A 25,124-nucleotide genomic window follows, 5' to 3' on the forward strand; every position below is an offset into this window, starting at 1 on the left:
TCAGTTCGCCTTCAGGTTCGGCAATGTTGACGGGTTCTTCGACTTCGGTTTCTGCCTCAGTCTGAGGCAGCTCTGTGGCGGGAGGTGTCGCTTCTGCCTCGGTCTGAGGCTGTTCTGTAGCGGGAGGTGTCGCCTCTGCCTCGGTTTGAGGCTGCTCTGTGGCCGGAGGGGACGTCTCTGTCCCGGTTTGTGTTTCTCCGGTATCGGGCTGGCTCGTCCCAGTGTCAGGCTGGCTTGTCCCGGTATCAGGTGGGTTCACCCCGATATTGGGTTGGCTCGTTCCAGTATTGGGCTGGGATGGAGCGCTGATCACAGTATACCCGTTGTTTTTGAGCCAGTCGATGTAAGGGCCCGTAATGCTGTTTGCGAGGTCCGAACCCGCATTTGCCAAGTCCGCCGGGCTTCCTGGTATGACGACGTACTGATTGTAGCCATCCGTCTGCGCCGTGGCCTGATAGGTAAAGTGCTGGTCGTACTCTGTGGGCTTGATTAGGACATTGTTGCCGACGTTCCAGTCCGGCTGACCATTATGCCCCAGAACCTGCGACGTGATGTTTTGGGTGATCGTGACGTTTTTGGAGCCGTTCGAGACAAAGATGAGCGGAATTTCAATGCCGCCTGTCTGGGTTTTCTCGTCTACGTGCAGAACCGAGTTCTTGGTGATGGTAATTCCGTCGACGCCGTAAACCGAAATGCCGTGCAGGTGGCCGTTGTAAATCACGTTCCCTTCGATCAGGACGTTGTGGTGCAGCACATTTGGGTCGCTGAGATCCTTGCCGTCACCGCCAAACCAGATGGTCTGGGTGTAGTCTCCCTGTCCCATGTCAAAGACGTTGTTGCGGATGGTGATGTTGTCACTGCCGCTGCCGTTTGCGCGCTGGATCTGGATCATGTCACGGTGATCGCCTGCGCCTGCAGCGCCGCCGAAATCGTGAATATAGTTATTCTCGACCAGGATATTGTCTACATTGTCGAACACCAGACCATCTGAGCGGATCGAATGAACGTCGTTCCCGGTAAAGCTCACCCCATCGGAATTAAGAGCGATGGCGCCCTTCCACCATTTCGAGAATTCGGTATTGATGACGTCGATATTGTTGGAACCGGAGATCATCAGACCGGTGCCATATCCAGTGCCATCTGCAGATGTTCCGGTGCCGCTGGCAAAATCACCGTCGAAGTTCGAATTCTGGAATGTGATGTTCGAACTGTTGGTGACGCTGAATTTATTCTGGAAGTGATAGTCTCCAGAGCTGTACGTGTAATCGAATTTGATCGTGTCGAACGTTACATTCGACGCCCCATTGAGATGCACTTCAGAGAAGCTTGCGCTCGCATTCGGATCAGCGGATTTAATCGTTACGTTAGATGAAAACTGTTTACCATTCAGGCTGAGCTTGCCGTAATTGCCGGCCGCAAGCAGTATTGTTTCCCCACCTGTCACCTGTGACAAGGCCTGGTTCAGCTCTGCCGCAGAGGTTACCGTAATTGTCGTCGACATATTTCACCTTCTGTTTCATAGGCGCTGTGAGTGGCAGCGCACGAGTTCCCGCACACCCAGGACAAATGGAACAGCTGCCCGAGGGCAGTAGAGTGGCCTAAATATGGCTATGTTTGGAAATTGTTGCCTGTATTGGGACAATGGCGTCCCTTTGCCTTCATTTCCGAGTGAACTCGATACTCGATACCGGGAATTGTTCCATTTCCCTTGGCGGTTGGCGTCTGTTTGGATAATTGATTCCCGTTAAGCAACAATGAACACATAATTGCCACTATTCCGGCGCGTCCTTGCGTATCTCTGGTAGGTGTCGGCAATGAATTGCCCGGTGCCCCTACGGCAACTTACAGATTTAATTGAGACCACCCCGGAAAAGCACCGCTGAGTGTCTCGGAAATGTCATGCGATCCGAGGGGCACCACAATAGACAGTATGCGGGGGTTCGACTAAGCTTTCGAACGGTCGCAGATCAGAAAGGTACGTCATGTCCAGATCACGTATTCTTGCGCTGGCAGGTGCGATCCTGCTGTTCTTTAGCCCTGCCTTGCATGCAAAGACCCCTTGCGACAGGCAGCAATTCAAACCCAGATTCACGGCCCAAACCCAAGGTCAGGCTATTTCCGACGCAGCAACGCTGGCAAGTGCTTTGCAGAATGCCCGTGGCGGTGAGGTCTATCTGCTTGCACCCGGAAACTATGGTACTCTGAAACTGGGCAAGGCTTTCCCGTCACCGGTGGTGATCAGATCGGCTGATCCTGCCAGCCTCGCGTGTTTCAGTGTCGCCATTCTTGACGGGGCCGAGAATGTCCATCTGGATGGCATCAGGTTCGACTATACCTTCAAGAACGCTGACCCGTATCACCTGGCCAACTTTGTTGTTCGCAACAGCCGGAACATCACTATCTCCAACTCCGTGTTCAGCGGGGATGTTGCACGCGGCACCGGAACGCCAGAAGACGGGGCGGGGTTTGGTACAGGTCTGTTGGTGTTCCACGCCGCCAATGTCGATATTTCAAATTCCGAGTTTCTCACATGGTGGAAGGCGATCATCGCTATTAATACAGACGGCATAAAGATCACTGACAGCGACGTGCATTCGATCCGCTCGGATGGTCTGGTGTTCGACAATGTCGACGACATCCTGGTGCAGAACAATTACATCCATAACTTTGGCGGGGCCGATGGCGTTGGCGATCACCGCGATATGATCCAGATCCAGCGGGCCAATAACAGCGGAAGCGCCAATATCACGATCCGGGACAATGTCTTCGATGTAGGTGCCGGCGACTTTGCCCAGACGATCTGGGCTGGCGGAGATGGAAAGAACATCGGAGACCCCGAGGTGCGGCATCGGAACGTGCTGATCGAAAACAACATGATTTACAACGGCCATGTCCACGGCATTTCCATCTACGGTTCCGACAACATTTCGGTCAGAAAGAACTCTCTGATCAATGTGCCCGGTGGCCATTCTGTGCCGGTAATCAATATCTCACCGGACTCGACATCCGTTGTCATCGAACAGAACGCCGCGGCAAACATCATGGGGTATGAAAACCAGCGCGATTGGGTGCTTCTTAACAATGCCATGATTCAGGATCAAAACCCGTCTCAGGAAGGGTATTATGATCAGCAATTCATCTACCATGCGTTGGGGCGGGAAAAGGGGTACAATGAGTTTGGCGTGCGTCCCGGCAGTCTCATGGATCGCCTGAATGCCGGATCAACGCTGGCAAAGAACTATCCCACTCAATGAAGACTGACATGGATGATTTTCGCTGGCGTGTTTAATGGCAAGGGCGTGGCTATGAAAGCCACCAGTTTTTTTGGTTTTTGAAGAGTTACTTGAGTTAAGGGCAGGAAATTCGAATGATTGCTGTGTCATCAGCCAAAACGAGAGAACAGGTGACAAAACCGCTTGTCCTGATGTTGCTCGTCATATCTTTTGCGATGCCATTCTATTTCTTTCTTGGCGGGCTGAAACTCAACGGCTATCGCGTGATCCTGCTTCTTTACATGTTCCCTGCTGTTTTTGGATGGCTGAGCGGTAAGGCAGGTAGAATCAGGGCGGTCGATTTCCTGGTGATCGGCTTTGCGTTCTGGGCCAGCCTGACTTTGGCCGTCAATCACGGCATTCAGGAACTGTGGCAGTTCATCGGAATGTTCATGATAGAAACGCTAACCCCCTATTTTATTGCCCGAACTTATATTCGCAATTTGGATGCGTTCCGGTTTTTTGTGAAATGCCTCTTCATTCTGATCATGGTTCTCTTACCGTTTGCGGCTTATGAAGCTGTCACGGGTAAGATGCCGCTCCTGAATCTGTTTGGGAAGGTGATGAGTGTTTATCAAAAGTGGTATTTTCCACCGAGACTGGGATTGCTGCGCGCTCAGACAACGATGCCGCATCCGATTTTGTTTGGAGTGTTCTGTGCACCGGCTTTTGCACTTACCTGGTATGTGTTGGGATGGAATAAATCCTTTAACAAAAAGGTTGGTCTCGTTTCCATCGTTGGGGGCACCGTCTTCTGTTCCTTGTCCTCGGGTGCTTTCATGAATGTCATCCTTCAGATGATGCTGATGGCGTGGAACAGGATATTTTGGTTCCTGAAGAATAGGTGGAAAATTCTTCTCTATATTTTCTCCTTTTTGTACTTCGTCGGCGAAGTCAGTTCCAATCGGACTATGTTTCAGATCTTCGCAACACACTTCACTTTGACACCGGGCACCGCATTTACGCGGATCAATATTTTCACCTTCGCCTCTGACGATGTTCTGCAGAACCCGTTGTTTGGAATCGGGTTGAATGACTATACGCGACCCCACTGGATGGCCATGTTGACCACGGTGGACAATTTCTGGCTGGTGATAGCATTGCGGCATGGGTTCCCGGGGCTATTTCTGCTGTTGGGTGCGGTGTTGGTTGTCTTTTTCCAAGCCGGCAACAGGAATTTGACCGGCGCCGTCGCAGACGCCCGTCTTGGGTATTTGATTGCGTTGCTGGGCCTATGTGTTTCCGCGATCACGGTGCATTTGTGGGACTCTACCTTCTGTTTCTTCATGTTTCTTTTGGGGGCGGGGGTTTGGCTTTTTGATGCTGATGATCAGGAAAGCCAGGGCGGCGACAGTGTACAGACACCGACTGAAGGCAGGAAATTGCGTTATACGCGGTTTCCACAGATTGTTCCGGCCGAGCTACCAGCAAGGCGGGCTGTCAGAACCGGTTCAGCCGGTCGTCATCCAGCGCCGCCGAGACATTCCCAAAGCCCGCCGCAAACGGCGCAGGGGCGGCATTTGACCGGATAAAGTGGCACCCATCTCGTGCGTGGACATGTCACCACGCAACGAAGTCCGTGGCCGCAGAAAACTGTTTGCGCGCCAATTGCCGCCATCGCTGGACCAGGCGGCGGTGTACCCCGCATCGCGCAAGGCCCTAAGGACCCTTGCGTCATAGCGCCCGAAGGGGATGCCCGCCTCTGTCACCGGATGTCCGCAGATTTTTTCAAGCTGCGCCCGTGATGCGCACAGCTCTTCGGTCAGTGCAGCATCATCCAGGGTGGGCCACATCGTGTGACCGATGCCATGACTTCCAATTGTCATGCCTGCGTCGCGCAGGGTATGAAGATGTTCGACATCCAGCGAGCCCACCTGCCCGATCCGATCGGTGAGTACGAAAAATCGCCCCCGGAGGTTGCGGGCCGCAAGGGCGGGCAGGGCGATACTGTAATCTGACAGATTGCCATCATCGAAAGTGATCGTGAAATGGTCCGGATCGGGGGCATGGGCGATCCGGTCGAGCGCATATTCGAATTGACTGACTGACAGCCAGTAAGGGGCCTCACCCGGTTCCAGGGCACGTTCCGGTGTGCCGATGCCGTGAAAAATGATACTCGTTCCAGTGGTCATTAGCGTGCTGTTTTCAAGCGGGAATGAAGCGTTTCGGCGGTGCCTATCAAAGCCGAACCCAATCCGGCGGGTCGGTACTCATAAGGTCCGGCCGCCAACAAGTCCGTTCCACCGGTCCGTTGTTTGAATTCTGTGACGGTCGGATTGATATTAGGGTCGATACCGTCCAGATCGTACCATTTTATGCCCTGTGTCCGATGCCTCAGGATGGATTCCCACATCAGATAATGGCCGGCATTGCAGCGGCGCCCCACATCCGTTGTCGCGCCAAACAGATAGACTGCGAAATTCCCTGTCCGGCCGATTGTCATGCCGGCTATGTCGACACCATCTTTTTGGGCAAACAGAACCTCGTGGGAAAAATCAGCGCCCTGAAGTGGATAGTAGAATTCGGGGGGGATATCAGGTTGCTCGAACCCTTTGGTGGCCTGTACCTGCTGGTAGAGTTCATGAAATCTGCCTGAGGCTTCGGAGATCGGGGCGCTTTCCAGCGACAGATCGCTTTTCAACGATTTGCGCAGATGGTTGCGCCATTTGCCATGTTGCGCCTTGAGCAATGTTTCTTCGTCCTGTTCGCAGTCGATGACGACTGTCCGATAAGGCCGAGAGCGATCGGTGGTGCAAAAACCCGCTGCTGCGGCAGACTGATCTATTGCTGGTACGTCGTAAAAGGGCAGTGCGGGAAGCCGCAGCCGAAGGATATGCCCGGTTTTCTGGGCATAGGCGCGCAGTGCCGCAAATGTTGCATCCAGCCGGTCCTGGTCGATTTCGGGCTGCTCGCGGTGATGCATCATGGGGCCTGCTGCGATCCAGGCGATACCGCGCCCCAGGCCGGGCACGCGCTTTACGCGCAGGCAGGCGGCAGCGGTCAGCTGACCTGCCTGATCTGACAGGGTGATAAAATCAGTCGTGGCGCCGATCCGTTGTGCTGCGGCCTGCGCATACGTCAGGGTCTGTTCGTATGTCAGATCGTGAAAACCGGCGCTGATCCGGGGCCAGTCTTCCGCGGTGACTTTCTGAAACGAGAGGGTCGTGTTCATAATTGCATCCGTATCCAGCTGCTCCAGAGGCTGTTCGGCCGGATTCCCAGCCGCGGGCGGACTTTCAGGAACCAGACACGGTAGTAAAAGAAATGCAGTGCATCCGCCCACAAAAGCAATAGGCGGGCTCGTAATCGCGCTGAAGCCCGATCAGGTGCCAGAACGATATTGTAAAGCGGCACCAAATCTCCTCCGTAGCTCAGCTTGTATTCATACTCGCCGGCGCCGGCTTCAATCAGGTGCGCATCCTGATCGATCAACTCTTCAACACGCGTGACCAGACCGACGCGGCCCAGGCCTGCCTTTGCAAATTCGGCATCGACTTCCCGTGCATTCAGCCACCAAAGCACCTTGCCGTTCAGGGTGTAACGCAACTGGCTGGACAGCAGCGTTTCATCCCGCCATTGTTCATCGATTGCCGCATGGCCTTTCGGGCTCAGGCCTTGCATCAGGCTGCGATAGAACGCTGCCGCAACCGGCCAGTCGGAAAAATGCCCCCCTTTTCCGGCGGCCTCCCATTGTCGCGTATGCAATGCGATGAACCGATCCATCATTGCATCGACGGTTTCCGGCGTGGAACTAACAGTGCGCAAGACCTCACCTGCCGGGGTCAGGCGTTTGATGTCCCGCCGGACCTCACGGCGGCGGCTTTTCGAAAGCGAGGCCATAAACGCATCAAAGGTATCAGGCAGAGTCATCAGTGTATGCCCGCGGGTGCTGATGTCGCGCAAAACGGATAGGCCACGCCCATTCAGGGCACGCAGGTTTTCCAATTGCCCTGCGCGTTCTGACAAGGGCGACAGGCTTACGACGCTACATTTCAAATGATCGGTCAGGTGTTCAATGACAGCCCCGAGAACTGTGTTTTCGTAACCGGCGGCAATGGGCAGTTCCATGACCGCGAAATTAGGATCCACGCCCGCCAGCCGGGCGACGCGCACCGGAATGGGGCCGGCCCAAAGGGTTTCAACGCAAAAGGGCAGAACGCCAACAATCTCTGAACCGTTCCGCAGAATATAGCTGACGGGATGCCGGCTGGCGGCAAACGTTTTGCCGTAATGGTCCCACCAGGCAGATTGCCAGTCGGACAGGAAATATATCTCGGCACCCAACGCTGAGACAAAACTGTCCCAGCTAGCTTGTATGCTCAGCTTGTGTGCAGGTATTTCGACACACTCAAGCTCGATATCTGCATTGTTGGAAATGGCGTCCCTCATGCCATCGGTTCCTGACCGAAAAGATGATACCGGATTGCCGCTCCGGACAGGCGCAGCCTGGCCTTGTGATCGGGCGTGGTGCGTAGAAGCCCGATCAAGCCAAAGGCAATCCCGCGTAACATTGCACTGCTGAGGAAGATCGCGCGCGTTATCAGTTCACCGCTTCGGCCGTAGTGCTTTCTGGCGTAGATCGTCTTGCTTTTTTGCTTTTGCACATACATGCGCGATTTGATCTGAGCGGTGCTTTTCGAGCCGCCTTCAAGATGCAGAATCCGTGCCTCGGGCGCGAAGACGCAGCGTTTGCCAACATTGCGGATACGTCGGCACCAGTCAGCTTCTTCCGAATAGATAAAGAACGCGTCATCCAGCGAACCGACTTCTTCGAAGACCGGGCGTGGTACCAGCATGAACATGCCCGACACCACATCCACGTCGCGCTGCGTTGTCCGGTCCCAGCCCCCATATTCCGGCCAGCTAAACAGCCGTTTCAGTCCGAATTCGATCACTGCCAAGCTGAGCGGTCCGGGATCGGCAAAACAGGTTAACTGGATGGTTTCAGGGCCTTCGAAGACCTGACAGCCGACGCATCCGACATCCGGATGCGCGTCGAGCCAGGCGCTCATAACATCGATAGCATGATCTAGGATGATCGTATCGGGATTGAGCAGCAGCAGCTTGGCGCCTGTAGCAATCTCGAGCCCTTGATTGTTGGCAGCGGCAAAGCCCAGATTTTTGGTATTCGCGATCAACCGGACCTGAGGAAATTCATCGGCCACCATTTCAGGTGAGCCATCGCTGGAGGCGTTGTCGACAACGATGATTTCGTGCGGCAGCCGGGTCTCATGCGCAATGGACGCCAAGCAGTCCCGAAGAATGTCCCGGGTGTTCCAGTTCACGATAATGATAGATACAGCGTATTCGCTACTCGTGCCGGGCGGCGATGAAACCATGATGCTTCGCTCTCGTTAACCACTTACATTCCAAATTTTTAACACTGCCACATTCTGTGAACACTTAAAACGTGACCGTACCGGGACCGTTGTTGTCGAAAAGTAGCTATAAAAGTCAAATCATTTAGATCAGTATATTGAGGTAATATTTTGACGGTGCGAAACCTTGAAAGACAAGACTGTATTAAGATCGGGTGCGGGTAAATTTTGGCCTCTGAGTTTGGCATCGAATGACTGACCGTGGGAACGCACTTTATTGCGGCGATCCTGTCATGCGGTTGTCCGATCTGTTTCGCCGGGATTCTGCTGGCGGGTACACAGCCCTGTTCCAGGACCGGTCGGTGTTTTGGAGCTATAATACCCGCGTGGCAATCCGGGCGTCCTGTGACCTTTTGGGGTTGCAACCCGGGGATGAAGTTCTGGCCCCCGCCTATAATTGCGGTTCCGAGGTCGACCCGCTGATTGATGCGGGCCTTTCGGTTCGGTTGTATCCGGTTTCCGAAAACCTGCGTGCCGATCCCGCACGGATTGCGCCACTTATTACCGGGCGGACGAAGGCGATATATGTGATCCACTATTTTGGTGTGCTGCAGCCATACCTGGAGGACCTGCGGGCCTTGTGCGATCAGCATGGGCTGCGGATGATCGAAGATTGTGCATTGAGCCTTCTCAGCGGTGCTTCGCCGGCAGAAGGCCGCACCGGAGACGTATCGGTTTTCTGCTTCTACAAGTTTGTGCCTGTTCCGGGTGGTGGGGCCATGGTCATCAATGCGCCGGACCTGAGCGCTAGGCATCCGTTTCCGCGGCCTGCCCCGGGCAAGGACGTGGCCAAAACACTTTTGCGCGCTGGTTTGGCAACCGTATTGGGGCTGTCTCGTATGCAGGCCATGCTTCAAAAGGCACGCGGCCGACAAGAACCGCTGCCCCACAGTGACGGGGATCAACCGGAAGACATTCCGGGGCACTATTATTTCGACCCGGCGCTGCGCTGCGCACAGATGAGTGTCTTCACATCCCGTCCATTGCGGGCCTATTCCGTAGCAGAAACCATTGCGGTCCGACGGGCAAACTGGCAGCGGTACCGGGATGCTTTCAACGAGTTTCCCGAGATACGCATGCTTGTTCCGGAGCTTCCGGTCGATGCCTGTCCGCTGAATATGCCGATCATAGTCGCGGGGCGTGACCGGGTCGTACGGGCGCTGAAAAAAAGCGGGATTGGTGCCACTGCCTGGTGGGCGGGCTTCAACCGCAATCTCGACTGGTCAGGGCAGGCCGAGGCTATGACCCTGAAAGACAATGTCGTATCTTTGCCAGTGCACCAGTACCTTTCGGCTGCGCATATCGATCACATAATAGCGCAACTCAAAAGTGAAGTTGTGGCCTGATCAGGCGGGCGGTTTATGCAGAGTGAGGTCAGCGTAACCGGGGCCATCACGCTGCCTTGGACAGCTTGCGTTTGAGTTTTGCGGCAAGCTCCAGCGCCAGGCTCTCGAACCCTTTTGGCTTCCCGGCAAGGCGCCAGAGCAGCAGATGTGTGCCAACATAGACAAAAACTCCGACGAGAACTTTGACCGAGAACCGGATACGTAGCAGCGGCAGGTCTTCCGCTGTCTCGTAAGCCCATCCCACTGCGTCGCCACTGCCATAGGCACTGCTGACAAATAGAACGGCAAGCAACATGGCAAAGGTCGACGCAAATGTACGCCAGGCCATCAGGATCGGTGCCAAAAACCCACCGGTTCCGAAATCCTTGGCCATGATCAGCGCCAGACCGATCGCAAACAGGCTGGCGGCTCCGGAGCCGAGGATCGCGCCGGTAAAGCCGTAGTTCGATCCCAGCACCGTCAGCGCAGTTGTGGCGATCAGCAGGATTGTGTTGCGGAGAAACAGGCGCTTTGTAGAGCCTTCGACGTAGCTTGCAGACCGAACATTGGCCTGCAATGTCTCGATCGCTTTCAAAGGGGCAAGCACCCAGATGACCTGTGCAGCGGCCAGCCACTGATAACCGGCCACGACAACGATCAGGTGATTGGCAACCAGAGCCATGCCGACACTGGCTGGAACGATGATCCCTAAGAGGATGGCGTTGGCCCGTTCGAAGGCTTCCCGGCTGGAGCCTTGGGTCCGGGAAGTATTGGCAAGGCTTGGGTAAACGACCCGTTCCAACGGGCCGATGATCTGGCTGGTGAACAGGACCACAAGGCGATAGCCGACCCTGAAAATCCCTGCATCGGCCAGACCCAGCATGCTTCCGATGACAATCTGGGGCATGTTGTTGATCAGAAACTGGGTGATCTGGGCCCCCAGTGACCATGATGACACATCAATGCAGTCATGCCAGCATCGGAGCGTTAACCTGGGCCGCATCGGGGCAACGGAAAAGGACCAGATGACCCGGATGACCTGAGTGATGACGCTGGCGACCACGATGGCCCAGTAATCACGCCAGATCCATGTGAGGCTGATGGCCATCAATGTATATGCAATTCGGCTGGTCGTTTCTTCGCCTGCGATGAAACCGAACCGGAGATCTCTTTCCAAAAGTGGGAAGCGTGTGCTTTTGATGGAAGTTGCGATGGCAATGAAGCAAAGCGCGGGGATCAGCGATGTCAGTTCCGCAAGCCCGAAGAATGTCATCAGAGGGGCGCTGGCCCAGATCAGGAGTGCCGAAAAGATGCCCAACAGCACCTGCATCGTAAACACGGTGTTCAGGTGATCGTCAGTGATTTCGGGCTGGCGGATCAGAATCATGGAAACAGCCCGCTGGACGATTTCCAGAAACGCGGCCGCGATTATGAAATAGGCAATGATCCCGAAATCCGTTGGCGTCAGAAGACGGGCCGTCACAACCAATGTCAAAACGCCTAGAAACTGGCTGAAAACGCCTGATGCAAACAATGTTGCGGCCCCCCTGGTAAGGGTCGCGCTGTGATCGGGTGTGCCCGGGGCGATAGTCACGCCTGGTTCAACTGGAGGCTTCAAAAGGCTTGCCTTTCCATACTCGGAACAAAAAACTTATCAACGTAGCAATGTTTCTAATCTGGCTACCCTCAACGTCGCTTCAAAAACCCGCACTTGCTGTTCTAGAAATTTAGTCGGCTGGCTGCTAGTCAAACCTGTAAGTATATTTTTGTGTTGAAATCGCATGTTTTTCCAGTTTCAGAGAGGTACACCATGTTTCAATCAGTACCGTCGCGGCGAGTCGGCGCAGAATATCACATAGAAAAATGAAGTTTCGCCTCAGTGTCTCAGATTGGATTCTGACTGCGCAAGGGTAACAAGTAGAAGAGCCCGGAGTTTTCTGGACCCGGTGCCTGTTTTCAAGATGGTATAACAGTATGAAGATTGCGATTTTTGGTCTGGGGTATGTGGGGTTCACGGCAGCGTGCTGTCTGACCCGTGAGGGGCATGAGGTGATCGGCGTCGATGTGAATGCCGACAAGGTCTCGGAAATCAATGCCGGGCAGCCTCCGATCAAGGAACCCAAGGTGGCCGAACTGCTGACCGAGGCGCTTGCAAAGAACCTGATCCGCGCCACGGTTGAAATCCCCGACCTGTCGGATGTGGATCTGGCCATCGTTTGCGTCGGCACGCCCAGTTCCACTGACGGGTCGCACAACATGAATTTCGTGGCCGAGGTGACGCGGCAGATTGCCAAGGCCGTTTCGCCCGACCGCGCGCGACCGCTGACCGTGGCGTACCGATCCACCTTCCGGCCGGGCACGGTGCGGCAGCTGATCGAGCCGATCTTCCAAAGCTATCTGGGCGATCGGACGGGTCAGGCGATCGAGATTGTCTATAACCCCGAATTCCTGCGCGAGGCTTCGGCGGTGGATGATTTCTTCAACCCGCCCAAGATCGTTGTCGGCACGGCAGACGGAAATCGCTCGGCGGTGATGGACGAGATGCACGAAGGCCTGAATGCGCCGGTGTTCTATACCGCGTTCGAAGAGGCCGAGATCACCAAATTCGTCGACAACACCTGGCACGCGACCAAGGTGGCCTTTGCCAATGAGGTGGGCCGCATCTGTCACAGCATGGGCGTGTCGGCAAAAACCATGCACGAGATTTTCGTCTCGGACACCAAGCTGAACATCTCGGCCTATTACACCCGTCCGGGGGGCGCGTTCGGGGGGTCCTGCCTGCCCAAGGATGTGCGTGCGCTGCAACATATCGCCGGTGAGGTGGGGGCGCATACGCATCTGATCGACAGCCTGTTGCAGACCAATCAGGCGCATAAAACCTATCAGGCGCAGGATATCATGGCGCGGCTGCCCGAAGGGGGCCGGGTGCTGATGGCCGGGCTGGCCTTCAAGGCCGGAACCGATGATCTGCGCGAAAGCCCCAATGTCGATATCGCCCGGCGCCTGTTGCAGGCGGGCTATCAGCTGTCGATCTATGATCCGGCCATCAAACCGGCCGATCTGCGGGGGCAGAACCTTGGTTATGCCTTTACCCACCTGCCCAACGTGGGCAGCCTGCTGGTAGACCGCGCCACGGCCGAGGCCGGGCCTTGGGATCTGGTGGTCGGTTCAAACCGGATCGTGAATGATCTGAACCTGGGTGATGCAGAGGTGGTAAGAACCTATGAATATGACTAGCCCTGTGCCCGCCGTTCAGCCGATCTCGTTCGAAGAGCTGCGCCAGAGCCAGCCCCTGAAGGGCCTCAAGGTTCTGATCGTGGTGGAAAACCTGCCCGTCCCCTTTGACCGCCGCGTCTGGATGGAGGCGCGCACGCTGGCCGCCGCAGGCGCGCTGGTCTCGGTCATCTGCCCAACCGGCAAGGGCCATGAGGAACGCGTGTGGGAAGATGAGGGCATCAAGGTCTATCGCCACCCGCTGCCGCTGGATGCCAGCGGGGCGCTGGGGTATCTGCTGGAATATGGCGCGGCGCTGTTCTGGGAAAGCTGGCTGTCGCTGAAGATCAAATTCACCCGCGGCTTTCACGTCATCCATGGCTGCAACCCGCCCGATCTGATCTTTCTGGTGGCGCTGCCCTTCAAGCTGTTTGGCGTGCGCTATCTGTTCGATCACCACGACATCAACCCCGAGCTTTACGAGGCCAAGTTCAACAAGCGCGGTTTCTTCTGGAAACTGATGAAGACGTTCGAGCGGCTGACCTTTGCCTCGGCCCGTGTGTCGATTGCCACCAATGAAAGCTATCGCAAGATCGCCATCGAACGCGGCGGCATGGCGCCCGAGGATGTGTTTGTCGTCCGATCGGGCCCCGACCTCAGCCGGTTGCAGCATCTGCCGCCGAACCCGGCCTGGCGCAACGGGCGGAAATACATGGTGGGTTATGTCGGCGTCATGGGTGATCAGGAAGGGATCGACCTGCTGCTGGAATCCGTGGCGCATCTGGTCAAGGTTCAGGGTCGCGACGATATCCAGTTCTGCCTTGTGGGCGGGGGCCCCAGCCTGGACAAGCTGCGCGAACAATCTGCTGAAATGGGCCTGTCAGAGTATGTCACTTTCACTGGCCGCGCCCCCGATCATGATCTGTTCGAGATCCTGTCAACCGCCGATGTCTGCGTGAACCCGGACCGGGTGAACGAGATGAACGACAAATCCACCATGAACAAGATCCTCGAATACATGGCCTTCGAGAAACCCATCGTTCAGTTCGACGTGACCGAAGGGCGGTTCTCGGCGCAGGAAGCCTCGCTTTACGCCAAGGCCAACGATCCGGTGGATATGGCCGACAAGATCACCGAATTGCTGGCCGATGACGAACGTCGTGCCGCCATGGGCCGCTATGGCCGCGCCCGGGTCGAGTCCGAAATGGCCTGGCCGCATCAGGTGCCCGCGCTGATCGCGGCGTATCAGCGGATCTGGAAGGGGTAATCGGCCAGAGCGCTACTTTGCTACTTGTTTTGTTCCTGCCTGCCCATGCGCTTTCCTCGGAAACCGAAGCTTCATGGCCGGAGCCTCAATGAAGTGCCATGACAGGACCGCGCATAACAGGGAGAGGGGGAAAGACATCGCCATGTTGATGACTGGCGTCACGACGCCAGACTGCGCCACCAGTTGCTGGATCGGGAACGCGTAGATGTAGACCCCGTAGGAATAATCGCCCAGCTTGTTGTAGCGCAAGAGAAGCGGGATTTTGACATAGCCGGCAAAAATCACGGCATAAGACAGGCTGATCGCAAAGACAGGTAGAAACAGTGGTGTGAACCAGGCCATAAAGGACAACGCGGCGGACAGGGCCAGCAGCGACCAGGACAATGGTACGTGCCGGCGCCAGATGTAAAAAACCATTCCCGATAGAAAAGGCAGACCAAGCCTTGTGAGGACCTCGATCCTTGGATTAACGTCAATGAATACGACGATGACTGTATAGAAACACAGGAATAACAGCGTTAGACTGGCAAAAATCTTTTTGTTTCCCAAAAATCCAAGCAAGCCACATAAGAGGACGCCCACATAGCAGGTGACCTCGTACGAAAGAGACCAGAGCGAGCCATTGATCGCAGCACCATAGGGGTTGGATTCGAACACGCCCGGCAATGTGTATTGCAGTTTGAACAACAGCATGTTGCGGATGAAGTAGCTACCGGCTTCGCCCCAAAAAACAGAAGGGGGCGCTTGTGTTAACAGAAGCCCGGCAACCAGAATGGTGATCACGGTTACCACGGCAAGCGCTGGGAACAGCCTCAGGGCTCTGGCTATCAGGAATGATGCTGCAGACGGGTTCCGGTCGAAACTGCGTGTAATGAAAAAACCCGAAATTGCAAAGAAAGCCCATACGCACATCAGACCAAGCGACAGCCCATGCAGTGTGGATTCAAACGGCTGCCCGAACTCGGCGCCTAAACTCAGAGGATAGGCATGTGACACCAGCACAAGACTGGCCGCGATGATCCGGATCAGATTGAAATTGTTATCCCGCCCGTCTGATCGATCTGCGATAAACAGCGCAGGCTTCCCCGAAATCACATGCACATTATGCTCACTCATTTGCGGTTCTCTAGGTCACTGGCACTATCATGGGATACACAATTATTTGGAAGCTGATCTTTGATACAATATCCATGGTGCGGTTGTCGCAAGAATATTGAATCCCTGGATCTTTGGCGGAAACGATTCCGTCGAGCAAACGACAATTGTGTCAGCTTTGGCGTTTGACAATGTGGCTATTGCGGATGGCACTGTATGATGTGCGTCCGAGGCAACGCTCTGAACCACGTTTTGCACCTGGGCCAGCGGCCCGATGATGTGCAGCGGGTGCTGGGTGGGATCGGCGAAGGTGGGGATCGCGGTGCCGTTAAAAATCATGAGAAAGGACAGGGGTCGACAATTGGGCCGAAAAAAGCGTGGATTCCTGGCGTCTTCGACATAGGCACCCGCGCCCAGGCTACGCGTATCATGGCTGTTCAGTGCTTCAAGATACGAGACGTAACTTCTGCTGTCCTGATACCATCCGATGCTCAGCATCAGGTTTCGTGCCAGAAACAGCCCTGCGATCATCACAACGACAATTTCGCGGGACGGTGATTTTACATCGGGAGCCAGAGACAGGCTTGCGGCCAGAAGCGCCAGAAGTAAAAGCGGGATGCGTTCGCCCAAATGCCCGACACCGAACAGGGTCGGGGGTACGATCAGGATCAGCAGAACGCACAGGGCCACTGCAAGCTTCATGCGTCTGTCGATCTGCAAGATCCCGGTCACGAGCCCGCCGATCAGTACGCCCCACAATACGATGCCAAAGCCCCAGTCGATCGATTGCCATGTGGTTTCGGCCACGCGAAGGAAGCCATCAACTCTCAGATAGGCTTCGGTGCTCAGCCGAACCCATAATGTTCCCTGTTCGGCATGGGCGAGAATACTTTCTATCGGTATGGTGCTTCCCGCACCTATGGTTTTCGTTTGGGTAAACAACAGGGTTGGTATGACGGCGACCAGCGCAAGCCTTGAAGCTTTGTAAAAAAGCGTACGCCCCCCCGGGTGGCCGGGTCCAAGAGCAAGTGACAGCTCGACCGCACCCAACAGTAACCCCCACAGCGCAAAGGCCAGCCCATGAATGAAAAACAGGAGCACACCTATGCACATAGTCACGGTCAATTGCCGGACAGGCCGGTCCTGTGTCGCAATCCAGTATCCGATTGCGCCCAGCAGAACCCCCAATCCAAGCAGGAAATTCGAAAAACCCCAGATCAGAATATGGTTATACGCCACCAGACCGGCCAAAAAAACGGTCAGTACCGAGAGTTGGCCGTGCAAAACACGTGACAGATACAGAATACCCGCGAACGGGGCCGCAATGATCAACCCCGCTATCAGCTTAGCCCCCAAAAGCGGGGGCAGTACATGCATGATACCTGTGCCCAGAATGTCCAGCCCGAGATTGGGCAGCAGTTGCCAGGCGGCTTCGTAGTTCTGTTGCAACATGACCGAGTCCGGCAACTTGGCCAGAATATAATAGCGGGCAATATGGGCGTAGAAATCTGTCAGCGGTAGAACAGGGGTTACGCACAGGGGAACGAGGCAGGCAAACAGAGTCAGTGCCAGAACCGGGCGCAGTGAACGGCGTCGAAGTGTCGTAATCGTTTCTGCCGCAGGCACATTTCCACCCACATACCAAGAACTAAAAAACCTGATCCCTCAGATATCAGTAACAGATCATTGTGCAATCTATAGTGCTTAATGCCATCTGACACCCGGGATGCAATGACTTCAGGGGAAAGATCTGGTGGGCAGGGCGCTGCGATCACATCGAGCTTGCCGTCTTTCTAAAACGGTACAAAGCGGGGCAGGCGGTTCAGGCTTGGCTCCATGAAACGTTGCAACCTTGCATCCGCATCCGCTTCGGTTTCACCGGGCAGGATGGGGGTCACAAACCGGACCAGAGCGCCATCGGTGCGCCCCATGGTGAAGCCGTCCTGAATAACGCTCATCTTGGCGCGGAAATCATTGACCATACGCTTGCCGCGCTGTTCGAACCAGTAATAGACCAGCTGTTTTGACAGCTCTTTCTGGATCACGGCGCGGTTGACCGTAAAGCGGCCATAAGGCGTGTTGCCCGGGTTGATCTCATACGGTTCAAGGCTGAAGATTTCCCAACCGCCCACCGGCAGGCACACTTCGGGCGAATGGATGCCGTCGCCGTCGGTCTGCTTGTCGTAAAAGGCCACGAACATGTTCACGAAATCGCCCGATCCGGTGTTGATATAGGTGGCATTGAGGTAATCGCTGGCACCCAGAACCTGTTCTACCTGTGGATCCAACGTGGTGGGCGACCCGGACCAGGGGCCAAGCTGCCGTGGATACAGTACAAACGGGTCACGTTCCACAGGCCGCACTTCGGAAGCGGGCCGCAGGGTCCAGGCGGTTGAAACCGTAAGCGTCAGAAGGGCCGCAACCGCCAGCGCCACCGATGCGCGAATGCCAAAGATACGCAAGGCAACAGAACCCAGCCCCTGGGTATCCAGATCAATGGTCTCGGCAAAGGGTTGCGGATTCGGCGCCAGGCGCTGCAAGCCGATGGCCATCAGGAACAGAATGGCGACGCAGAGCAGGAAGATGATCCAGCCTTCAAAGAAATGCATGAAGCCTTCAGCCTGCTCGATGCCGTGCTGATTAACCAGCACGCCGATCACGCCAATGCGGATCGAGTTCATCAGCACGGTCAGAGGGGCCGCCGAAACCAGCAAAACCACCTTGTGCCAGATCGGGCCACGGTAAAGCAGGGCAAAGAGATACGAGAAGCTCAGGATCGGGAACAGATAGCGCAGCCCGGAACAGGCCTCGGCCACCTGCAGTTTGTAGACCCCCAGATCGATGATGTTGCCTTCGATGAAAACCGAAACACCGGCCATCTGCACGAACCAGACGCCCAGTTCGGACGAAATCCATTGCAGGAAGATCGTGAGCTTCCAATAGACGAACTGCGGCAGCGGCAGCATGAACACCAGATGCAGCACGGGCAGCTGGTGGTATTTGCCCCGCTGCCAGCCGAACACGGTCAGCATGACGCCGCCCACCCAGATGATCATGGCATAGGTGACGATATCGGGAATACGGGCCAGGTTGCCCAGAATGGCGATGATCAGGGCCACGGCAATCACAAGCACGCCCGGCCAGCGATCATGCACAACCGGGTTGGGGGGCGGCATATCCCGCAATTCACGCAGGAACAGATACAGCGAGATGATCGGGATCAGCGGGCCATGGCTGTATTCGGGGGTGCTCCAGGCGGCGCCCAGAGACACGATCCCGATCCAGAAGACGGGTACCGATCCAAGCAGCAGCAGGACAAACCAGAACAGCCCGACGGTGTTCATGACCGGCAAGCCTCTTCTGGCCGCTTCAAGGATATTACTGCGGCTGTTTTTCGAATCGAGGTGATGCATCACGGTCCATCATGCACAATAAGGTGTGGCCTGAAATTATGACGGCTCAAGTTCCCGCTATTTTGATCCGTTTTCGGGACATTGGGCGCGGGATGTCCTGATTGTCGATATCATGAACCGCGTGAATGAACGTCAGGGTTTGAGAGAAAAGCGTCGGCCCAAAGTCAGAAAGACCGAGTTTGAGGTTGCCTTAAAGCCGTTCTGATCGTCCATTTCATATTGGTACCCCACGTTTACAGCCCAGTCTTTCGTGACCGCCCGTGTATAGGACGCACTGAACGTACCGCGCTGGCGCGGGTTGGGTTGACCGGTTCCCTCGTCTTCCTGGTCGATGTAATCGACGCTGAAAGACAGACCCGATACCGGGTTGATGAAATAGTCATATGTCAGAAACACCAATGTTTCACGTGTTTCTATGCTCTGCGTACTGGTGCCGACCCGGCGTTGCACCGTTGCTCCGATCCGGGAACTGGCCAGCTGATAGCTGTAGTCGAGCTGCCCGATCGGTGTGACTTCGTCGAATGGTCCTCTGGTCAGGCCCAGGTTGAAGCTGAATAGTCCGTTGGCGCGCTGAAAACTGCGGCCGGCCGTTGCGTTTATCCGTGACCCATTGACCCCGAATGTCTGGTCAATCTGAAAATCCGCCGAACCATCTGGCAGGGTTTTGTTCCATGCGAAATCCCAGACGAAATCCTCGGTCACGGTGTTGGTATTGGTTGTGCGCTGCGTGTCATCCACCTGACTGTAACCGATATTCGCACTGACGGTGGTGACAGGGGATATGTCATAGGTCCCCCCTACTGTCACAACCGTTGTTTGCTCATCGGTTCGCACGTTGTCTTCTGCCGAGAAATCAGTGTAGCCGAGACGCAAGTTGGCTTGGAAAACCGGTGACACCCGCAATGTCGTGATCGCAGTGTAATCGCTTGATTTGTTGTCGAACAGGTTCGGATCGATCGTGTTTGTATAAGTGCGTTCGCTATAGCTGTAGATGAATTGGAACCCGATTGGATCATTCAGGCCGGTTTGCCAATTCAGGTTGCCCAAGGAGTTGACCTGATCCCCGATGGTTCCGGTCACATCGGCGGCATCGATTCTGCCATCCAGATTGGTGTCGGTCAGTGAACGATTAAAAGCCAGATCCTGTTCGCGGTAATCCAATAGCAGGTCAAGCTGGCTGTTCTGGCGCGACCGCTGATACGACAGGCGGGCAGACGGGTCCGCAAAGCTGGAATCCGTCCCGATAATCGGCTCATTGGCGATCCGGTACAGTCCGGAAAGGTCAAGAGCCAATCTCGAATCCGAGGTCTGCTTCAGAATACCCAATGCCAGCGTATTCTCCCACCAGGTCGTGGACCCAAGCGAAGGATCGGTCAGGCGAAGATTGCTGTCATGTCTGAGCGACGAGAGATAATCCAGGGTCACACTCAGGCCGGTCCCGGTCCCAATCTGCTGACCGGTCGGCAGGCCGACCCTTCGGGCCGGGTTTCGCTGTGCCCGTTGTGCGATCAATTGCTGGCTGGGTGTCTGCTGCACAACTGTCGGTGCGACGGTTGTCTGCTGCACGGATGTTTGCTGTGTCGAGGTTTGTGTTTGCTGCGCAGTCGTTTGCTGTGTCGAGGCCTGCTGCCCGACAGCTGGTGTAAACGAACTTATGACAGCGATCCCGCCCCCCAGAATGGTGGACAGCCTGCTCCTGGATTTCCCCACCTGTATCAGCCCCTATTCGAACAAGCGGCGTGCTGGTACGACAACCACGTCTCCGGGTCTAAGCACTGTATTGCCTTGGATGCCACCGCCCGAGCCTTTGTAGTTATAGGTGTATTTTCTCATCACGCCTGTTTTACTGTCAGCCCGGCGCAATTCGATGCGCTTGCGAGCCGCGAAATTGGTCAGACCACCGGCCTGAGCCAAAACCTGAAGAATTGTCGTGCCTTCGGTTGCCAGATGCTTGCCGGGCACATTGACCTCACCCATGATGAAAACATCGATGGTTGGTCCGGATGCGGCCTGTCCGCCCAGAAGCGGCGGCGGAGCCAGCGACGCCACTGAAATAAAGACTGTCGGCGGCGTATTGAAATTCGAGGCCAACGCCGATGAGAGCGACGCGCTTAATCCGCTGGTCGACTGACCGGCCGCACGGATCGAGCCGGCAAGCGGAAAGTTGATGGACCCGTCCGGCAGAACCAGAATGGTCCGATTCAGGGTGGGGTCTTCGAGAACTTCAACCTGCAGCGCATCACCCGGTTGGATTTGATAGGATTGCGCCCATGATGCGGTGGCCGCGATCATGGTAAGGGCAAGAGCGATTAATGACCCGATGACTGTACGCATATTCAAATCTCTCACTTTTTCCTACTTATGCCTTCCCACAAGCTGCAAAACAATCAGCAGGGAGTCTGATACATACAAGATGCGGCAGAAATGCAGCGGCGTCATTAGCTCTGCGTTAGTGGCTGTTGGTGGGTACAGCGTTCAGCTGTTCAATCTCAGCCTCTACCAATGACGCGACTTCCGTAGAAACCCCGCTGAAAGCCCTGGCTTTATGGAGAAGACGCAGCGCATCTTCGTTCCGCTCCAAAGCCGCATATGTTTTCCCCAGATGATATAGTACCAGGGGATGCTCAGGGAACGCCGCTGCCGCAGGTTCAAGATAGGCGACCGCCTCTTCATAATTTCCCACCCGGTAGGCGACCCAGCCATATGTTTCTTGAAAGACCGGTTCCTGTGTGCCGCGCAAACGTTGCGCCAAAACTTGCGCGCGCCGCAGGCTCTCCTCATCGTTACGATGTGTTGTCAGCAGGCTTGCAAGATTGTTGGCTACAATCAGAGAGCGATTGGTGATCGGATAGAGCTTTTCGTATGTTGCGATTGCCTGGTCCAGATCCCCGCTGCGTTCGTACTCCGTCGCCTGCAGCATGAGCAAGGCCGGGTTTTCAGGCAGATTGGTCAATGCCTCGGTCAGAATTTCCCTAGCCTGATCGGGAGCGTTCCGTTCCGTTGCCAATCCGTGCAACGCAATCCATGCCCGCGTCGTAGTCGGATATTCCTCAAGAATGACACGGTAGAGCTGCTCAGCCTCACCGCGGTCGCCTTCACTGATCAACGCGCGGGCTTTGATCAGGCGGATTGGCAAAGAATCCGGGTCTTCTGCAAGCAACTGGTCAAGATGGGCGAAGGCTTCGGCCGTCTGCCCCTTTGTAAGCATCAGGCGAACAAGCGCGATATCGGCGGGCAGGCCAAATTCGGGATCATCCGCCAGCTCGTTCAGGAAAGAGGTCAGCTCATGTGTGCGTTGCTGTGCGGCCAGCATGTGCGCCCTGAGCTCATTCGCGGAGCGCCGTGTTCCCGGGCTGTCCAGATCCCTGATGGCATGAAGGACGGTTTCCAGGCGGTCCCAATCCTGCATGCTCAGATATACTTCTCCCAACAAAAGCAGAAGCTCGGAATGTTCCGGAGTCTGGCGCAGGGCTTGGGCCAAAACACGTTCGGCGATCACCAGATCACCTTCCGCGATCAGAAATCGGACATAGCGCAGCGTTTCGTCCGGTGCGTTCCCCGAAATTTCCGTCGCCAGCGCCAGCATCTCGCCCATCAGTTCTCTGTCTCCGTTGCGCTCATGCGCCTGGGCCATCAGGGTCATCAATTGCGGGTCACGGGGCGCCTGACCGAGCGCTTCGCGCAAAAGCACAATCGCATCGCCGGTCTTGTCCTCGTCAATCAGCCAGGACGCCTTGAACTTGAGAGCGCTGACCTGGGCTGCATCCTCGGACAGGACTTTTTCAACCAAAGCGCGGGCTTCATCGGGCTGGCTGACCTGGAACAGCATGAGGGCAAATTCTACCTCACTAGCGCGGGTCTGTATGTTTCTTTCCGCGCCTTCCAGCAGTGTCTGCATCTCGGCGATCGCGGCTTGTTCATCACCCGATCGGAATTTCAGCGCTGCACGCACCGTCTTGAATTGGAACGTGTTCGGGCCGTTCTGAGCGATGATCGTATCCAGCTCGGCAATTGCCGCTGCAGAGTCGCGGTTATCGTTCAGAAAGGCGATCAACCGCTGTGTCGGCATGTGATCTTCAGCGAGCGGATCCACCTCGGCCCGCAGCATCTGTTCTGCCGCATCCAGATTCCCCTGATCGATATAATGTTCCACAAGCAACTGCTCGACGCCCTCATCGTCAGGGAATGTCACGGCCATCTGCCGAAGAAACGCCTCGATTTCTGCGGGCATATCCAGTTCCTGAAGTGCGCGGAGCCGGATTCCATAAAGGCTTTCTTCCATTGGATCGGTGGCTATGGCCACCTCTGTTTCCTGCAGAACACCCGGCCAGTCCTCATCGCGGATCAGATGGTCAATTACGATCTGGCGCGCGGTCATCAGTTCCGGATGGCTTTTGATCATCTCGCGGGCTCTATAGACGGCGACGTCCACACTTGCGAAATCCCCATCCCTGACCGCGTCGGTATAAGCCAGCATATTATTGATGGATTTGATTTCGATATCATCCGGAGCCAGAGCACTTGCCAATGCGCCGTGACGCCTGACATCTTCCCAATTCCCCACTTCCAGAGCCATCTCGGCAAGGTTCCGATGGCCCTCAAGGTTGTCTGGGTACTGCTCTATCAGCCGCAGATACTGACCATATGCAACCGGGATGTTGCCGCGCTCGCGCTCCACCCTGGCAAAGGTCAGTCGCGCTTCTTTATGCTGGCCGTTGAGGTTGAAAACATTTCTGAACTCAACAAGTGCGCGTTCGACATCACCGGCTTCCAGATGGGCCAACCCGGCCTGGAAATGCGCTTCGGCCCGCTCCTCGGCCGAGTCGCACGCGCTCAGCAGGAGCGTCGCCGCAAAAAGAGCTGCGATCAGCCGTGCGCCAATAGGAGGTACGATCCAGTTCATTGCTGTTCTCCTGCAAAACTTAAGGAAAAAGCATACAACCAATCAACCTGTTCGGCTGCATGGCCCGTTCTCAGCAACCCGTGCCGCGCAGGACCACAAAAATGGTCCGGAACACGATTGAAACATCTGTACTGAACGACATGCTTTTCCAATACTCGGTATCGTGAAACGCACGCTCAGCAAATGTGGACTGATTGCGTTTCGAAACCTGCCAGGGTCCCGAAAGGCCGGGACGCATGGCGGTATAGAATTTTCCTGGATAAAGCTCTTTCTGGTTCACCATCATCGGGCGGGGACCGACCACGGACATTTCACCTACAAAAACGTTCCAGAACTGCGGCAGCTCATCCATCGAGGATTTGCGCAGGAAAGTTCCGAATTTGATGATACGCGGGTCATTGCGCAGCTTCTGATCGCGGTCCCATTCTTCCTGGGCTTCGGGGTTCTTCGCCAGATGCTCCTGCAGCACGGTTTCAGCATCATGCACCATGGTGCGCAATTTAAGCATCTTGAAGGCTTTGCCATTCTTGCCGACACGTTCCTGCCGATAAAACGGGGTCACGCCCTGACACGCAAGAAACGCGGCCAGCAACAGCACCACCGGCACGACAAAAGGCGCTGCAAGCACTGCGAACGCTATGTCAAAAAGACGCTTGCCTCCGCTTCTGTATATCCCTGGATATGACACTGTGGCAGGCACAACAGAAATACCGGAGTAGCCCGCGCCAGCGTTGGCCACTTCTTTCGAATGACTTGTCACTATTTAAACCCCCAACACACAATTACTCACGAACCACTCACCAAACTTACGAACCGAACACGCTCGACCTCAACCACACATATTTAAAATCTTATATTTTTATACCACTTCGACCCTGCACTTACTCACTTGCGAGGCCGCTTTCCCGTATCCAACTGTTAACAAATTCCACCTGCCTTGCAAAACATTAATGCTGGCGAACGTGTTCTCTGGTCGCTGAATACAGGTGCTTTTTTATAGTATCGTGAAGATGCGATCAGCTGATCGGCCGCAAATTCATGAACTTTCGTTTCCCCGCGGGACACAATGGGCGAAAATTTCACCCTTTAGGTTTGATTTCCGCCCTTAGAATCTTTTTTAATGTGTGATCACATCAGGTTCTGGTCGCCTCTTTTTTGGTCAACCTAATAAGGACACAACGGAAACAATCGCACCGATCACTCCAGATTGAGAAAGCGGAAAGGTCAATTCACCGCGTGTGCAGTTTAGTGGTGCCTG

General features: G+C 55.4%; 18 protein-coding genes. 5 read left to right on the plus strand and 13 right to left on the minus strand.

Going from position 1 to position 25,124, the window contains the following annotated elements; all coding sequences use genetic code 11:
- The coding region (locus ACR0FB_RS18585; protein ID WP_480895437.1) for a right-handed parallel beta-helix repeat-containing protein at nucleotides 1-1,501 on the minus strand (1,501 nt) is incomplete at its 3' end.
- A gap of 481 nt (nucleotides 1,502-1,982) precedes the next feature.
- Here ACR0FB_RS18585 and ACR0FB_RS18590 point away from each other — a divergent pair.
- Together ACR0FB_RS18590 and ACR0FB_RS18595 are read left to right on the plus strand one after the other, a co-directional pair.
- Nucleotides 1,983-3,254 carry a right-handed parallel beta-helix repeat-containing protein gene (locus tag ACR0FB_RS18590; protein WP_171725009.1) on the plus strand — a complete coding sequence of 424 codons (1,272 nt, stop codon included), beginning with the start codon at nucleotides 1,983-1,985 and terminating at the stop codon, nucleotides 3,252-3,254.
- Nucleotides 3,255-3,367: 113 nt separating this feature from the next.
- A complete protein-coding gene (locus tag ACR0FB_RS18595) occupies nucleotides 3,368-4,804 on the plus strand; it encodes an O-antigen ligase family protein (protein ID WP_171725010.1) in 1,437 nt (478 codons plus the stop codon).
- Here the strand turns inward: ACR0FB_RS18595 and ACR0FB_RS18600 are convergent.
- Genes ACR0FB_RS18600 through ACR0FB_RS18615 form a run of 4 tightly spaced genes read right to left on the minus strand, consistent with a single transcriptional unit; the run spans nucleotide 4,724 to nucleotide 8,611 of the window.
- Complete coding sequence (locus tag ACR0FB_RS18600; RefSeq protein ID WP_171725011.1) at nucleotides 4,724-5,404, minus strand: polysaccharide deacetylase family protein; 681 nt, start codon at nucleotides 5,402-5,404, stop codon at nucleotides 4,724-4,726. The two genes, ACR0FB_RS18595 and ACR0FB_RS18600, sit on opposite strands and share 81 nt — an antisense overlap.
- The gene (locus ACR0FB_RS18605) at nucleotides 5,404-6,444 is read right to left on the minus strand and encodes a lipid II:glycine glycyltransferase FemX (protein ID WP_480621596.1); all 1,041 of its coding nucleotides are present in this window, start codon (nucleotides 6,442-6,444) and stop codon (nucleotides 5,404-5,406) included. The genes ACR0FB_RS18600 and ACR0FB_RS18605 overlap by 1 nt, the downstream gene beginning before the upstream one ends.
- On the minus strand, nucleotides 6,441-7,661 hold the full coding sequence (locus tag ACR0FB_RS18610; RefSeq protein ID WP_171725013.1) for a GNAT family N-acetyltransferase: 1,221 nt from the start codon (nucleotides 7,659-7,661) through the stop codon (nucleotides 6,441-6,443). The genes ACR0FB_RS18605 and ACR0FB_RS18610 overlap by 4 nt, the downstream gene beginning before the upstream one ends.
- Entirely contained in the window at nucleotides 7,658-8,611 is a 954-nt protein-coding gene (locus ACR0FB_RS18615; RefSeq protein WP_171725014.1) for a glycosyltransferase family 2 protein, read from the minus strand. Before ACR0FB_RS18615 ends, ACR0FB_RS18610 begins: the two co-directional genes overlap by 4 nt.
- Nucleotides 8,612-8,841: 230 nt before the next feature.
- Here ACR0FB_RS18615 and ACR0FB_RS18620 point away from each other — a divergent pair, with 230 nt between their 5' ends.
- Nucleotides 8,842-9,996: a DegT/DnrJ/EryC1/StrS family aminotransferase gene (locus ACR0FB_RS18620; protein ID WP_171725015.1), complete on the plus strand. Its 1,155-nt coding sequence runs from the start codon at nucleotides 8,842-8,844 to the stop codon at nucleotides 9,994-9,996.
- A gap of 46 nt (nucleotides 9,997-10,042) precedes the next feature.
- Here the strand turns inward: ACR0FB_RS18620 and ACR0FB_RS18625 are convergent, their stop codons facing one another.
- Nucleotides 10,043-11,569 (minus strand): oligosaccharide flippase family protein, encoded by a 1,527-nt coding sequence (locus tag ACR0FB_RS18625; protein WP_480621597.1) that lies wholly within the window; start codon nucleotides 11,567-11,569, stop codon nucleotides 10,043-10,045.
- A 380-nt stretch (nucleotides 11,570-11,949) separates the two neighbouring features.
- On the opposite strand from ACR0FB_RS18625, the gene ACR0FB_RS18630 reads away from it, so the two are divergent.
- Both ACR0FB_RS18630 and ACR0FB_RS18635 read left to right on the plus strand, forming a co-directional pair.
- Nucleotides 11,950-13,212, plus strand: a complete 1,263-nt coding sequence (locus ACR0FB_RS18630) for a nucleotide sugar dehydrogenase (RefSeq protein WP_210093864.1) — start codon at nucleotides 11,950-11,952, stop codon at nucleotides 13,210-13,212.
- Nucleotides 13,199-14,455: a glycosyltransferase family 4 protein gene (locus tag ACR0FB_RS18635; RefSeq protein ID WP_253283358.1), complete on the plus strand. Its 1,257-nt coding sequence runs from the start codon at nucleotides 13,199-13,201 to the stop codon at nucleotides 14,453-14,455. The genes ACR0FB_RS18630 and ACR0FB_RS18635 overlap by 14 nt, the downstream gene beginning before the upstream one ends.
- 12 nt (nucleotides 14,456-14,467) lie before the next feature.
- On the opposite strand, the gene ACR0FB_RS18640 is transcribed toward ACR0FB_RS18635, so the two are convergent.
- The 7 genes from ACR0FB_RS18640 to ACR0FB_RS18670 form a co-directional block, all read right to left on the minus strand.
- Nucleotides 14,468-15,556 (minus strand): acyltransferase family protein, encoded by a 1,089-nt coding sequence (locus tag ACR0FB_RS18640; RefSeq protein ID WP_480621598.1) that lies wholly within the window; start codon nucleotides 15,554-15,556, stop codon nucleotides 14,468-14,470.
- A gap of 57 nt (nucleotides 15,557-15,613) precedes the next feature.
- The gene (locus ACR0FB_RS18645) at nucleotides 15,614-17,176 is read right to left on the minus strand and encodes a hypothetical protein (RefSeq protein WP_171725019.1); all 1,563 of its coding nucleotides are present in this window, start codon (nucleotides 17,174-17,176) and stop codon (nucleotides 15,614-15,616) included.
- A 167-nt stretch (nucleotides 17,177-17,343) separates the two neighbouring features.
- Nucleotides 17,344-18,894 carry a VPLPA-CTERM-specific exosortase XrtD gene (xrtD, locus tag ACR0FB_RS18650; protein ID WP_480621599.1) on the minus strand — a complete coding sequence of 517 codons (1,551 nt, stop codon included), beginning with the start codon at nucleotides 18,892-18,894 and terminating at the stop codon, nucleotides 17,344-17,346.
- Between the two features lie 201 nt (nucleotides 18,895-19,095).
- On the minus strand, nucleotides 19,096-20,529 hold the full coding sequence (locus ACR0FB_RS18655) for a hypothetical protein (RefSeq protein ID WP_480492482.1): 1,434 nt from the start codon (nucleotides 20,527-20,529) through the stop codon (nucleotides 19,096-19,098).
- Nucleotides 20,530-20,685: 156 nt separating this feature from the next.
- Nucleotides 20,686-21,297: a polysaccharide biosynthesis/export family protein gene (locus tag ACR0FB_RS18660; protein WP_171637905.1), complete on the minus strand. Its 612-nt coding sequence runs from the start codon at nucleotides 21,295-21,297 to the stop codon at nucleotides 20,686-20,688.
- 115 nt (nucleotides 21,298-21,412) lie between these two features.
- Entirely contained in the window at nucleotides 21,413-23,866 is a 2,454-nt protein-coding gene (locus ACR0FB_RS18665) for a tetratricopeptide repeat protein (RefSeq protein WP_171725022.1), read from the minus strand.
- A gap of 70 nt (nucleotides 23,867-23,936) precedes the next feature.
- On the minus strand, nucleotides 23,937-24,626 hold the full coding sequence (locus ACR0FB_RS18670) for a sugar transferase (RefSeq protein ID WP_371807780.1): 690 nt from the start codon (nucleotides 24,624-24,626) through the stop codon (nucleotides 23,937-23,939).
- Between the last annotated feature and the right edge of the window lie 498 nt (nucleotides 24,627-25,124).

It is taken from the genome of Ruegeria sp. P10, assembly GCF_056534925.1.

Coding starts and splice junctions, on each gene's coding strand:
- ACR0FB_RS18620 (WP_171725015.1), top strand. CDS start 8,842: ATGACTGACCGTGGGAACGCACTTTATTGCGGCGATCCTGTCATGCGG.
- ACR0FB_RS18660 (WP_171637905.1), bottom strand. CDS start 21,297: ATGCGTACAGTCATCGGGTCATTAATCGCTCTTGCCCTTACCATGATC.
- ACR0FB_RS18635 (WP_253283358.1), top strand. CDS start 13,199: ATGAATATGACTAGCCCTGTGCCCGCCGTTCAGCCGATCTCGTTCGAA.
- ACR0FB_RS18590 (WP_171725009.1), top strand. CDS start 1,983: ATGTCCAGATCACGTATTCTTGCGCTGGCAGGTGCGATCCTGCTGTTC.
- ACR0FB_RS18600 (WP_171725011.1), bottom strand. CDS start 5,404: ATGACCACTGGAACGAGTATCATTTTTCACGGCATCGGCACACCGGAA.
- ACR0FB_RS18610 (WP_171725013.1), bottom strand. CDS start 7,661: ATGAGGGACGCCATTTCCAACAATGCAGATATCGAGCTTGAGTGTGTC.
- ACR0FB_RS18615 (WP_171725014.1), bottom strand. CDS start 8,611: ATGGTTTCATCGCCGCCCGGCACGAGTAGCGAATACGCTGTATCTATC.
- xrtD (WP_480621599.1), bottom strand. CDS start 18,894: ATGAACACCGTCGGGCTGTTCTGGTTTGTCCTGCTGCTGCTTGGATCG.
- ACR0FB_RS18605 (WP_480621596.1), bottom strand. CDS start 6,444: ATGAACACGACCCTCTCGTTTCAGAAAGTCACCGCGGAAGACTGGCCC.
- ACR0FB_RS18665 (WP_171725022.1), bottom strand. CDS start 23,866: ATGAACTGGATCGTACCTCCTATTGGCGCACGGCTGATCGCAGCTCTT.
- ACR0FB_RS18595 (WP_171725010.1), top strand. CDS start 3,368: ATGATTGCTGTGTCATCAGCCAAAACGAGAGAACAGGTGACAAAACCG.
- ACR0FB_RS18630 (WP_210093864.1), top strand. CDS start 11,950: ATGAAGATTGCGATTTTTGGTCTGGGGTATGTGGGGTTCACGGCAGCG.